Source organism: Zobellia uliginosa (assembly GCF_900156625.1).
Classification (GTDB): domain Bacteria; phylum Bacteroidota; class Bacteroidia; order Flavobacteriales; family Flavobacteriaceae; genus Zobellia; species Zobellia uliginosa.
Window position 1 is genome coordinate 330,506 of sequence record NZ_FTOB01000004.1, and the last position, 13,617, is coordinate 344,122.

General features: G+C 44.6%; 6 protein-coding genes. All 6 read right to left on the reverse strand.

Annotated features, from left to right (window positions below):
- Positions 1-2 precede the first annotated feature (2 nt).
- Positions 3-6,047 (reverse strand): alpha-2-macroglobulin family protein, encoded by a 6,045-nt coding sequence (locus BW980_RS13910; RefSeq protein WP_076455817.1) that lies wholly within the window; start codon positions 6,045-6,047, stop codon positions 3-5.
- Positions 6,048-6,281: 234 nt separating this feature from the next.
- Positions 6,282-7,067 (reverse strand): SDR family oxidoreductase, encoded by a 786-nt coding sequence (locus tag BW980_RS13915; protein ID WP_076455818.1) that lies wholly within the window; start codon positions 7,065-7,067, stop codon positions 6,282-6,284.
- 35 nt (positions 7,068-7,102) lie between these two features.
- A complete protein-coding gene (locus BW980_RS13920; protein WP_076456270.1) occupies positions 7,103-7,414 on the reverse strand; it encodes a cupin domain-containing protein in 312 nt (103 codons plus the stop codon).
- 141 nt (positions 7,415-7,555) lie between these two features.
- Positions 7,556-9,700 carry an OmpA family protein gene (locus BW980_RS13925; protein WP_076455819.1) on the reverse strand — a complete coding sequence of 715 codons (2,145 nt, stop codon included), beginning with the start codon at positions 9,698-9,700 and terminating at the stop codon, positions 7,556-7,558.
- Between the two features lie 2 nt (positions 9,701-9,702).
- Entirely contained in the window at positions 9,703-10,641 is a 939-nt protein-coding gene (locus BW980_RS13930) for a PorP/SprF family type IX secretion system membrane protein (RefSeq protein WP_076455820.1), read from the reverse strand.
- A gap of 3 nt (positions 10,642-10,644) precedes the next feature.
- Entirely contained in the window at positions 10,645-13,530 is a 2,886-nt protein-coding gene (locus BW980_RS13935) for a gliding motility-associated C-terminal domain-containing protein (RefSeq protein ID WP_076455821.1), read from the reverse strand.
- Positions 13,531-13,617 lie beyond the last annotated feature (87 nt).

Genomic DNA, 13,617 nt, shown 5'->3' on the forward strand with positions numbered 1-13,617 from the left:
CATTAGTTGTCGACGCTTACCCGAACACCTTCTGAGTGACTGGAAAACTCGGGGGCATACATGCTTTGGATCCTTGTAATGCCATTGCTGAATTCCCCGGCGTTGTTTACCCTTAGATCGTATTCGAAAACAAATACCCCTTTGGGTAGATAGTCGAAAAAGAAGTTGGTGCTGGCGTCTTTTGTACTTTCATAATAGCCTAAACCATCTTGCCATTTGTATCTTGAAATTACATTTACGGGTTCAAAACCGGCGGCTCGCATATCCTTCATATGAACAAATTCCATATCGCGGTCAGAACGCAGTTCGATTCGTACGCGTACCAAGTCGCCTACTTGTAAGGGAGTGGCATCGGTGATTTCCGAAATTTTCTCACCTGTATCCGTATTCTTTTTCAAGAACAACTTTTTCTTGAGTTTAAGGGGGGTGTCGGCCGAAGTTATTTTATCCAAATCTTCAAAATATTGCCAGTACAGGGCGCCCCAAGCGATACCATCTCCCTTTTTGCTGAGCTGTACCTCTGCCATTTTTGGCTCTATTTCATTGGTGTTCCAAGAAGTTTTAAAATAACCTGTTCCGGCTTCGACTTTGGTGTTTTCGAACTTTTCGGGGCGGATTTCGGTGCCTCCCAAGCGAACGTCTACGGCATCGGTCACCGAAAGCCAGTCGCTACCTTGAAGCAATAGGGCATAAACCGCTTCGGTGGTAGATTTCGTGGTAGACCATTGGTTGGTCTGCTTGTGCTTTAAGAGCCAAATCTTAAGGTTGTCTATAGTCTTTATGTCGCCTTCTATTTCCCCGAAAGCCTCGATCAAGAGCGCCTGTGTTTCAATAGGGGCTTGGAACCAGTACAATGAAGGCGTATTTTCCTTCCAATACATACCGAGTTCTTCTGAAACAATGCTGTTCTCTTTTAACGACCTTAGGATTTTCATGGAAGTGGAAGTGTCTCCCGTCCTATTCAATATTAAGGCCAACATCCCTTTTGTATAGAGCGCTTTGTTGGTCCAATATGTTTGGGCTTGGCCTAGGTAATAAGACCTGATTTTGTCGACTTTCTTAGAGGTTTTAATGTCATTGAAGAAACTGCGCATATACAAATAGTGGATTTGCGACTGGCTTAAATGATCGCTCTTGAGATTGATAGCGTATTTCTTCATGTTTTCGTACTCCTTCACAAACGCATCATCTAAATAGTGGACTGCCTTGGCGATCATTTCGTCTTGTTTGGCTTTTTCTTGGGGCACGACGGAAAGTTTTTGCAAGTGACCAAGTCCCGTAACGATATGTTGGGTGATAAAGCGGTTTTCACGCCCACCATTAAACCATGGCCAGGCTCCATTGGACATTTGGTTTTGTTGGAGTTTGTTCAGGGCATTGGCCTCTTCGTTCTTCATTTTGTTGAGGTCGAACAAGAGGGCAATGCGCTTTTTCTGTTCTGTTTCCGATTGGGCATCCCTTAGCCATGGGGTTTCTTGGATCAAGAGCGATTTCAGCTCTTGGTTTTTTTCAAGATTGCTGATCAGGGCATCGGAATTGGCCCATTGGTCGAATACTTCCTTAATTCTTTTGTTCGAATTTGCAATGTGGCTTGCCAAACTGTTCGCGTAATATCGGGCAAAGGTTTGCTCGTTACATTCGTAAGGGTACTCCATTAGGTAAGGGAGCGCCTGTACGGCATACCATGCCGGATTGGAAGTCACCTCAAGGGTCAGTTTGTGGTTCTTAAGGGTGGTCGAGGTGTGGTTCCTTAGCTTGTCCAGAACAAAGGTTTTGGTCTGGTCGCTTCGTACCCATAGGGGAAGGGTCTCGGTCACCAACATGCGGTTGGTCAATACAGGAAGTAGGCTTTGTTCGCCATCGCTAAAATTTCCTGCCTTGGCTATTACGGTGTATTGAACCGCCTGTAGGTTTTCGGGTATTTGCAATTGCCATGATACCTGGGTGTTTCCTAAGGAATCTACAGTAAAGGCATGTTCGGTCTTTGCATTTAAAAGCTGATCCGAGATATCCTTTCCGGAAATACCATCAACGAGAACCAATTGGGCTTGTCCCGATAATTTTTTATCGCTTAGGTTCGCAATTTTACTACTTATGGTAATGTTGTCGCCTTCCCGTAGAAAGCGGGGGGCATTGGGTATGACCATCAATTCTTTTTGGGTAACGGTCTGAAGCGTCCTTACCGAACTCTGTAAAGATTTGGTATGTGCCATCAATTGCAGTTTCCATTTGGTAAGGGCTTCCGGCGTAGTGAAATTAAAAGAAACATTACCTTCCTTATCGGTGCGTAGTTCAGGAAAGAAAAAGGCTGTTTCCTGAAGATTTTTTCGGATTTGTAGGGCTTCCGGATTGTTTTTTGAACCAGGTTGTACTTGTGCCGGGGTAGGGGCCGTTATATCCATTTCGTTCGCTTGGGGAGCTTGGATCGATATCTCGGCAACATCTTCCAATTCTGACTCCTCTGCCGTGATACCTAGGGGAGCTTCTTCGGTCATCGACATTTTTCTCGATAAGGAGTTACGATAATAGTTGGTATGCCCAAATTGTAATCCAAACCAGTTAAAGGAGTCGAATCCTTGATAAGGGTAGTTATGGTGAGGTATTTCAAGATAAGTGCGAAATGAGTCCGTTCCGTAACTTGTACGGACATTGGTATAGAGGGAAGCGTAATACGAACGGCGTGCCAGCGGATTGAAATTCCATGAATGATACCGAAAAACATCTAAGGAGGCGTCGTACATGCTGGCCAAAAGCTCTGCCGATGTTTTTTCGCCTTCAGGTCCTTTTATTTTAAACGACCAGGTTTCATCGGTCCCCGGTTGCAATTTGTCTCTAAAAGTGGTGGTTTCAATTTCGAGTTGGTTTTCAGGGTAAGGTACGATTATCGAAAGATTGCCCGATTGAAACGAATTATAGGCAGAATACATATAATTGATGGCGAAGCCGCCCAAATCATCTTCGGTAACGGGTATACTAATAGACTTTGAGTTTTGGCTCAATTGTACTTTGTGGATGTCGACAAGCTTTCTCCCTTTTTCAACAAAAACCGTTACCGTCAGATCTTTTGAATTGGAGTAAAGTGTAACTTCTACCTTATCGCCGACATTATAGCGTTGTTTGTCCGTTTTGATATCGAACAGGCGGTTGTCCGCCAGTTGCTTGTCGTTTTGGCCAATAAGCGTGGTTATTGTTTTTTCTTGAACAAGTTGGCCAAATTTATCCTTGGTTTCAAGTTCTATGATATACTTTCCCGATGCGTAATTTTCAAGGTTTTTAATGCCGAACTGTGTAGATTTTTCAGTATCGAAATCGGTTTGCCAGACCAGTTTGCCTTTGTTCCAGTTTACGGCTTTGTCCTCTTTGTCGTAAGCCTCATGAGGAAACAAGGTACGGTATTCTTCTTTGCTCCAGTTTTTATAGTCCGGTGCCGGCCATGGCCTATTCCGTAAAACTTGATCGGGGGCCTGTAGTTTGTACATTTTCAATGTTCCTTTTGTTGGAACGGGCTGTTCGTTAAGGTTCGTGGTCGAAATGTGTATTTGATCTTCGTTTTTGCCCTTGTCCCACTGATCGGGAGCATTAATAAGGGCAACTACCGAATGGTAGCCTACCGATACAAAGGTAGTGGCGCTATGGGTCTCTCCGTTGATGTCGGTAACGTCGGCAGTAATTTCATAATTGAAGGTGGGCAGGTTTTCTTTTGATGTACTATTGTCGGGGATGGCCTTAAAGGTGATGCCGTAGTTACCCGAAGCGTCCGTAGTTGTTTCGCCTTGGGCTATTTCTTGGGGAGGGCTATCGTAATAGGGCATTCGCCAATAGAACCAACGTGGAAAATACACGGCGCGTTTTACGCGATAGCTCACTTTGGCATCGGTAATTTTACTTCCGGCATATGCCGTAGCGACACCGGTTACGGTAATACTGTCGTTTACTTTGTAGCTCCCGGTGACCGGTTTGAACGAGGTTTCAAATTTCGGACGCTTGTATTCCTCTACGGAGAAATATTGGGCATACCCGGCCGTTTTTGAAAGGTTATCGGCTTCTATACGGAATTCCCCGGTAAGTCCTGAATTCGGTAAGATGAATTCTCCGTTAAAAGAACCGAATTCGTTGGTGGTGAACTCAAGGTCCGATACTTTTTGACCATTCACGTCGTAAAGGCCCACGGTGACGGCTTCATTCGCTACAACCTCTGATTTTTCCTCAAAAGTTTCCATAAGGATTCCTTTGAAGTAGACAGGTTGTCCCGGTCTATATATGCTTCGATCGGTAAATAAAAAGATGCGTTTCTGAACATCGTTGTTTTTGTGTTCTATACGTTTATTGTTTACATAATATTCCCCGAAGAAGGCAGTCTCACCATTATACTCCACTTTAATATTTACATCGTTCCAAGAGTCATCGGTAAGGGGTAGGGTTACAAAACCTACTTTATCCGTATGTTTTGTCTTGGTCAGATAAGGTCTGTTGTAATTTTTAAGATAGGTAAACCTCAATTTTGCGTTCGAAATGGGGAGGCCCGTAGTCCTGTCGATGATTTGGTAGCGTTGTTCCGTGTTGCTATTGATTTCTGTCAAGGCCATATTGGTCACTTGAACTTGACTGAAGGCAAAATTTTTATCGCTTTTCTTTTCTGGATAAGCTAAGATGACGTATTGTCCGTTTTCCAGTGGTGGAAGCAATACCTCTATGTTGTGTTGTTGGTAGTCTTTTTCGTTTTTCAACGGAGCCGACCAGGTTTTTGCCGGTTTCAGTTTTTGAATAAAGTCGTATTGCTTGTGTTGTGGGTAGAGATCCCGTAGTTGCTTGGCTTGGTCGTTGTTGACCACATAGGCGGTCAGTTGTAATTCCTTTAGGTTTTTATAGTTGACCAATAGTTTTGCAGGCTGGTTCACCGGAATATGCTTTTCCATTACAAGGGAAAGACTTGGAGCAAGGATCTCTGTCCGTAGCGCCTTACATTTTTCGGCGCCCATACTGCCTGGAAATTCGGCAATAACCTTATCGCATAAGCTTAGTGCTTCTTTCTTTTTCCAGCGGGTTTCCTTGTTGGTTTTAGAATGATAAGTTTTTCCCTGAATATTGTACAGTACGGCCAGTTCATAGTTGTAGAGCGCAGAAAGTTCATGGTGCTTTAGGTGTTCTATCGAATTTTTTAAGGTTTCCTCATAGTAGGTATCCTTGTTAGGGAAAGTGGCGTTCCGGTACACGAAATTCATACGCTCGATATCGACCATGACCAAAGGTTCCAACTTGGGGTCATCGAAGTGAAAACGTATAAGTTCTTGATAGGTTTGCAGGGCTTTCGCCTGTAGCGAAGTTTCGTCTTTTGTGCTCAAGTCATGATGCACAAACTGGTAGGCCTCGCATAAGGTTTCCGGATCGTTGATTTCGAATTTGTCCGCGGGTCGGGTAATCGCGGTTTCGGTAGTCTTATAAATTTGAAGCGCCGTATGGGCGAGCAAATCGTAAAGCGTAGGGCGGAAGGTCGCCGAGTTTTCCTGTTGGGTCAATAATTCTTTGACGCTTTCTAAACCGGTATTTTGAAGCTCGTTTTTGTTTTCAAGGGAAGCCTTAAAATGAATGTCTATTTCATGGAATAGGGTAGTGAGGTCCCACGTGCGAAAATCGATGCTGTCTACCTTGGTTTCGGTAGTGGTACGGTCGTAAAACTGATATTGGTTGTTTTGGAAATATTGCCAGTAGAGATTGGCCAAATAGTTCTCTAGAATGTTTTTCGTAGGGAAATCGGATTTTTCGATTTCGGATTTAAAACGGTTGACAATATTCAGTTGGGCGTCTTCCTCTAAGGTGATGGCATATTTGGAGGTAAACAGTAAGGCTTTTATGATCTGTTCTGAATTCTTTTCCTTTTTCGCTTTTTCGGAAATACTTTCCACAACTTTTAAGGCTGACTTGGTCAGCGCCTCGTTCTCTAGTTTTTGCACGCTTTTCCAAAGCGATGTATAGGAATCTCCGTTGTCTTGGGCTGGTAGCATTTGCGAAAAAAGGATTAGGGTAAATATGAAGGACAATTTTTTCATAGTATAAGATTATAGGGCAAAACTGGGCAAAATCAGTGCCAACCAAAACTCTAAATGAGTGAACGAGGGCATTGGGTTAGTGAATGGGGTATTTTGAACAATAGGAAACAACTTATTAGTTTAAAATCCTAACGTGCAGATGCCTTAAAATATTAGATTTTATAGACGATATTTTTTGCTTATAAAATCATCTTTCCTTCGTGTCGCTAGAAGAAGGGTCTATAGGCAAATCGCTTATAAACTTTTTAAGAGTCCGCCATCGATGGGTATTTGGGTGCCGGTGATATAGGCCGCTTGGTCTGAGGCCAAAAAAGCGGCGAGATACCCGTATTCCTTTGGGTCTCCAATACGTTTAACCGGGACTCGCGACTCCATATCGGCAAGTACTTCGTCTTCCGAAATGCCCAATTGCTCCGCTTTCCTTGCATTAAGTTGGGCAATGCGTTCGGTGTCGAAGTAGCCCGTAAGTACACTGTTTACGGTTATTCCGTAAGGTCCCACGTCATTGGCCAACGATTTGCCCCAGGTAACTACGGCGGCCCTGATGGTGTTTGAAAGTGCCAAATACGACAAGGGTTCCTTTACCGAAACCGAGGCGACGTTTATGATCCGGCCCCATTTGTTGTTCTTCATGTGCTCTAGTGCCAGTTCGGTAGTGTAGGAAACGGTCTTAAAAAGAAGGTCGAACGCTTCCTGATAATCGGAAGTCTGTTTTTCTAGGGCACTTCCGGCCGAAGGACCTTGGGTGTTGTTGACCAAGATATCGACACTGTGGTTTTCAAAATAGTGGTATATGGTTTCGCGGTAGCCGTGAAAATCTGAAAAATCGACCACCAAATAACTGTGTTTCTGGTCTTGGTCGGTCGGTAGTTCGTGTACTGTTTTTTTGAGCTTTTCCTCACTTCTTGACATTAGGGTGACGCTTGCCCCGCTTTCGGCCAGTTGTTGGGCTATGGCCTTGCCTATTCCACCTGAGCTGCCGCCCACTAGTGCGTTTTTACCTTTTAGGGAGATATTCATAGTGTAAGATTTTTTGGGAATTTTTAATTCAGTTTTTATCGGTATGCTTCCCGTACGGGACTAAACACGTCTATAAGTTTGCAGGGCGTGAGGGCCTTGCCGCTATGGAGACTATGGGGCGGTATGATAACGATGTCGTTGGCCTCGTAAATTTTTGTGTCTCCATCGAGCGTAAATTCAAAACGGCCTTGCCGTACGTGCATTATTTGTTCGTTCATATGCGAGTGTTCAGGTACTTCGGCCCCTTCTTCCACCGTCCAAAAGGCAATGGACATGTTTTCGGAATGCACCAATTTACCGTGGTAGCCCGGCATAATTTCTTTTGAAGGAATATCGGATAGGTTCATAGTGAATGATTGTCTAACGAAGATATAAAGAATACCTACAGAAAAGAAAAAGCCCCAAACCATATTTTCTGATTTGGGGCAAAGTTTGGAATGGTAATTATCGTTTGTAGAAACTTGTGCCCCTACGGGTGTTTTATGGGCTTATTCCCATTTTACGACGACGAGTTCGCACCTTCTGTTCCACTCATGGTCTTCTTCGGTACAGCTTTCTTCGGTTTCACATTTTACAATGGGCTTAGATTCACCATAGCCTTTGGCTATGACCCGCTCTGGGGCTATGCCGTTCTTGACCATGAATTCCTTTGCCGAATCGGCCCTTTTTTGGGAGAGGTCGCGGTTGTATTCGGCATTGCCCCGAATATCGGTATGGGTACCTATTTCGATGATCATGCCTGGGTTTTGTTTCATGATGGCAATGACCTTTGCCAGGCGTTCACGCGCTTCCCGTCGTAAGTACCAGAGGCTATAGTCGAAATGGATTTCCTCGGTCTTGATGACGATGCGATTCTTTTCTTTGACAATGGCGTCTTCTTTTGCAATGATCTCATCGATTTTTTTCAAACGCTCCCGTTTTTCCTTTTCTTGGTCGGCCTTTTGCTTGAGGGCCATTTCTTGCTCTTTTTTGATCCGTTCGAGTTCCGCGGCTTTTTCTTGCACTTTTTGCCTTTTTATCTGGGCCAAGGCTTCTTTTTCGGCTGCTTCTTTTTGGGCGAGTAGTTCTTTTGCCTTTTGCGCTTCCCGTTCTTCAATTGAATATAGGGAAAGGGAACCGTCTTTTACGGCGTTTCTTTCGGTATCTGAAAAAATATACTTCGAATTGTCTTCATACCCTTCCTTATAGGCCTTTATACGGTATTCACTGGAGCAGCTAAGCTGAAATTTAAACGAGGCATCCTTAGCCATCGTTATTTTTTCGATAAGCTTTCCCTTGGCATCTACAAGCTCAATATAGGCACCGGGCAAGGGCAGCTTGGTAGTTCTGTCGGTTAAAACACCGGTAAGGAACTGTTTGCAATTTTCTATGACCAAGGGCTTCGTTTCCAAAAAGGAGTAGATGTCATCGCTCCCTTTCCCGCCAGGTCGGTTCGATGAAAAATAACCGGTACCGGAATCGGGGTCCAAAGACAAGGAAAAATCGTCGTACCCGCTGTTTACGGGAAGTCCAAGATTGTCTGGCCTTGCAAAATTTCCATTTTCCATTTTCGAAACGAAAACATCCAACAGTCCGAAACCGGGATGGCCATTTGAGGCAAAATAGAGGTTGCCCTTGTTGTCTACAAACGGAAACTGCTCTTTCTTGTCGGTATTGATCTCTTTACCTAAATTAATAGGGTTTCCAAAGAAACCGTCTTTTTGGATGCTGACCACATATAGGTCAAAAGATCCAAAGCCACCTTCGCGGTCCGATGAGAAATAGAGTTTGGTTTCATCAGGACTCAAAGCGGGGTGTTCCGTAGAGAAATCGTCGCTGTTGAAGGGGAGGGCTATGACGTTTTTCCAAGCACCATCCATATATTCGGCGCGGTAGATCTTTAGGTTGCTGATTTTATCGTCTTCGGTCTTCTTTTTGCTGTTTCTGGTGAAATATATTGTTTTTCTATCCTTGGTAATGGCAAAGGTGCCCTCGTGCATTTTTGAATTGATCTTGTTGCTTAGGGAGGTACTTAAGCTGTCGCCCATACCGATTTTATCGATAGGATGGGAATAGATGTCAAGGTAGTTTTCGTTGTTCCATCGGTATAGTTTGGGTAGGGCGGAAGCCTGTTTTCGAGAAGCGCTATAGATCAGGTTTGAATCTATTCTTGCCGCCCCGAATTCAGAGCTTGCCGTGTTGAGGTTGAGGTTTTCGATTTTAAAACGGTCACCTATGGCGCGAACATTTTCAATATAAGTGTAGTCTTCGGCTAGCTGTGATGCCTTGTCGCCCTGATCGTGTTCGGTATAAAAATCCAACAGTGTTTGTTGGGCTTTTTCGTATTCCCCGATGGACTTTAGTGATTGGTTGAGCTTAAAATAGTAGCTTTCATCAAGGTTTTCCCCGTAGTTGGAAACCAGGTAGCCGTACCAACGGGCGGCCGACTTCATGTTGAAGGTGCGGTAATAACAATCCGCGAGGTTTTTTATGAGTTTTGAACTTTTGTTGCGGGGCAATAATTGTTCGTACAGGGGAATGGCGTCACTGTAATAGGCGCGTTCAAAATAGGTGTCGGCGCGTTTAAGTTCTTGCTGGGCAAGGGTTGGTACCGTAAGCCCCAGAATAAAACATATGAAGAGTATTTTTTTCATGTTTAGTAGAATCTTGGGGATTTGTCGTATCCTTTGCCTAGGCCCAGTAAATCGAGGTTAAAAAGGATGAAAATTTCATGGGAACCGGAGCTGTAGGTACTGAGGTTCGATAGGGTGTAATCGTAGGCATAGCCAATACGCAAAGCCGGTGTGGCCGCAATATTGAACATGGCGCTTACCGAGTCTTCCAAGCGATACGACAATCCGCCTTCAAAGCGGTTTAGGAAAAGGGCGTTAAGCGAAAGGTCGAAAGTCAACGGGGCGCCCTGAACCATTTTGGCCAGTACCGATGGTTTTAATTTTAGGTCGGGGTTCAGTTCGTAAACATAACCCGAAGTCATAAAGAAGTGAATTTTTTCAGAGCCGATGCGGTTGATGCCGTCTTTGTTTTCCAGATGCTTCGTCGTCAATAGGTTCGGTGCGGAAATTCCGGCATAGAAATTCTGCCTATGGTAAAAAGCGCCAACGCCTACATTCGGAAAAGTGCTGTTGAGGTTTTCGTTAAAAGCGGGGTCGTCTTGAAACTCAGGAAGCATAAAGCCATTGAAATTGGTCTCGAAAGTGGTAATACCACCTTTTAAACCCAGAGATAGGTTGCTCTTTTCATCCAACTTTAGGATGTAGGCAAAATCGGCATAGATGTTATTTTCCTTCAGGGCACCATCGCCAATATTATCGGTGATAAAGGAGAGTCCCATCTCTACCTTGTCGCTCATAGGCGCATGGGCAAAGAAAGTCAATGTTTTTGGACTACCCACGGCATTCTTCCATTGTGATCGATAGAGGGCCCCAAAGTTGAGCATTCCTAGTTCGTTGGTGGTATACGCAGGGTTTACAACGTTCATGTTGTACATATACTGGGTGTATTGAGGGTCTTGTTGCCCTTGGGCCGCAGCACATACCAACATCAGAAAAACAAGATAGCGTTTTATTTCTTTCATGGTTTAGCGGTTGAGGTACAATCGGCCCTGTACTGGGTTATGACCTTCTTTGTTATAATTTATGATATAGAAATACACTCCGTTCGGGGCCGTTCCGCTTCCATTTTTACCATCCCAAGCGGGGTTGTTCCGGTCTCCCTTAAAAAGGGAGGTGCCGTAACGGTTTAAGATCTCAAGTGTAAATTCGGGAAATATGACTTCGATGTTCGGTATAAAAAAGGTGTCGTTTCTGCCATCGCCGTTAGGTGAAAACCCGTCAGGGACGAAAAACCCGTAATCTTCGGGGTCGCAATTGGTAAGGTCAACGGTTATGGCCTTTCTGTCGGGATTCATACAGCCGGTGTCAGGATTGTAGCTTTCGGCGTAATAAGTGGTACCGCTAACCAGTAGAGTGCTTCCGTCGAGGGGAGAGCCGTTTTCAGGGGTGTCGTACCAGAGTACGTCGTACGGATTGTTGCTTTCGGCCTCACGTAGGTTCGCTATGGTGGGGTCGTCCAATCCACAAAGGGCCAGTGTTGAAAATTCAAGGGAAGCGGCCTCGAGCTCGTAAACGATAGGGATAACTTCTATACGTCCGGAACTTTGACATTTTCCGTTGACCTCCGTAGCGGCAAAATAACTTTTGCCATGGGTCAGGCCCTCGTTGTTGTCGAGAACGTTTCCGCCAATAGCCGAATCGTACCAGGCAATACCGTCGCTACTGGCCACGCTAGCGTTTAAAAGGCCGACAGTAGGGTTTTCGGAACCACAGAATGTCGGGCTTCCTTCTACTAATGTGGGCATTTCGGGGTCGGAGAGCGAAACGGTAACCTGAATTCGGTCAGAACCTTCACAATTGTTGTTCGGGTCAATGTTCGATATAAAGTAATCTTCCCCATCTACAAGTTCGGTATCCAAGGGAAGAATGTTTAGATCTGTGGCGGTATCATAGAAAAGAATTTCACCGTTGGCTTCTACCTCAATATCCTGAAGGGTCGGTAAGGCTGGGGCAAAAGAGGCAAGGCAAAGGGTTTGTAAGGGTTCGGCTTCCGGTAGGGCCGGTACGCCTTCTATGGCAAAGTTTTCATTGACTTCGAAATCAAATTGGGTCCTGCAAGGCGTTGTATCGTTTTGAGTGCTTTTTACAGTAACCGTATAATTACCTTGTTCTAGGGTAGCTACGTCAATTTGATAATCTGCGGTACCACCAGAGAAATTAATGGTATTATCTATTAAAACGGCATTGGTTTCTTGAGAAACAACTTCATAAGTGACGATATACGTTCCGTCCAAGAGGGTAGGGGCGGTTACTAAAACGTCAATACCTGTAGCGTTACATGAATTATCTACCACTACATCTAACTGTATTGCTTCTGGTATAGCGGTAATTATTGCAGTGCTGGTAATGTCACATTCCATAGGGAACCCGTTATCCACTTTAAAATCAAAATCGTATTCTCCGGTTTCCGTAATCTGGGAAGAGGGTATGGCAAATTCTGCATTCCCCGAATTGAAGGTAATGGCGCTTGCAATATGTGCGGTTTCCGCTCCACTAGGTGCGGTAATGGTATAATTTATATCGTAAGTGCCGTTTGCTCGGGTAAAAGATGGGTCGAAAATATCGCCTAAAGTAACTAGAATATCTTCGTCTTCGCACGTATCCGTTACATGGGCTATGGGGTCGGTTACTATAAATTGTATTGGCGTAATTTGAATATCGCTGCAAACATCTTCCCCTAAGGAAGTAATCGATAACGTAGTAGTTTCATTTTTTTGAACAGAGTTGGCATCGACTTCAAAAAAACCGGTCCGGTCTGTATTTAATGTGAGTTGAGCGGCATCTGTTTGAAATCCACTGTCAGAATCCAATCGGTAGCTAACGGTATAGGTGCCATCGGAAATTAATGTGTCGTCATAATCCGTAATGTCTATTCTGTACCTTGGAGGGCCTTCACAAAAGTTAGGTGCCGTCATCGTGCCGCGAAATGCCGGTAGAATATTAATTTCTACGGTTGTTCTATGTATATCACAAACAGCATGAGAAGGGTATACCGTATAGGTAAAAGAGAAAGAGCCGTAGATGTGGTTGTCTCTAATAGCCTGTATATCTATATTATGGTCTGTAAGGTCGGATAATTGGTTCGTTTCTGCTCCTTCTGACCAAGTACCATTATTGTCCTCGTCTTCTAAAAGACTATTTAAATCAAAATCAGTATAACCAGATAAATCATCAGTGGTACAAAGCGTTAGCCCAGAGCCTATTCCTGAATTAGCAGGTCTTTGTACTTCCAGTAATAAGGTAACCTGTCTACTAGGGCAAGAGCCTACGGCGGGTACGGTGTGGGTGAATTCGTAAATACCGGGGCCGGCCAATTCGGCATTGAAGAAGTTTAGCGATAAGTGGGGAATGGCCTCGGGGGTAATCGCATCCCAAGTGCCATTGAAATCTTGGAACTTTCCTTCGGTTTCATCTCCAATAAAACCATGGAGGTTTACCGCGGGGTCGTCTCCACAGGCATCTGCGGAACCATCTATGTTGTCTTCGCCGGGATAGCCGCCGAGCATTACGGTCACTACCGCCGATTCCTCCAAGCCACCGCAGGTATTGGTGTAGGTAAATTCGTGTGCCCCTGAATTCTTAACTTCCCATAGGTTGACGATACCGGTATTACGGTCTAGGGCATAAAAGTTGGCCGGGTCGTTGGTTGACCAAGTGCCCCCAGGGTCTGGGGTGCCTCCCAAAACCGTGAAAAGGTTGAATGTTTTATAGGTGTCGTCGGCATCTTTTTCACATATGGTTACGGAGTTGTCGGTACCCGCACATTGCGCCATTGCATTTACGGAGAATAAGATCAGGCATAAAGGCAGTGCCAATTGCAAAAAGCTTCTCATGTAAGTTCGGTCGGTCATTTTATGATGTTAGGGGACAAGGTGCATTTTGTCTGAAAACAAATGTAGTTCGTCGATTAGGTGTAAGGGAATAAATGTTGTCAATGG

Coding starts and splice junctions, on each gene's coding strand:
- BW980_RS13910 (WP_076455817.1), bottom strand. CDS start 6,047: ATGAAAAAATTGTCCTTCATATTTACCCTAATCCTTTTTTCGCAAATG.
- BW980_RS13915 (WP_076455818.1), bottom strand. CDS start 7,067: ATGAATATCTCCCTAAAAGGTAAAAACGCACTAGTGGGCGGCAGCTCA.
- BW980_RS13920 (WP_076456270.1), bottom strand. CDS start 7,414: ATGAACCTATCCGATATTCCTTCAAAAGAAATTATGCCGGGCTACCAC.
- BW980_RS13925 (WP_076455819.1), bottom strand. CDS start 9,700: ATGAAAAAAATACTCTTCATATGTTTTATTCTGGGGCTTACGGTACCA.
- BW980_RS13930 (WP_076455820.1), bottom strand. CDS start 10,641: ATGAAAGAAATAAAACGCTATCTTGTTTTTCTGATGTTGGTATGTGCT.
- BW980_RS13935 (WP_076455821.1), bottom strand. CDS start 13,530: ATGACCGACCGAACTTACATGAGAAGCTTTTTGCAATTGGCACTGCCT.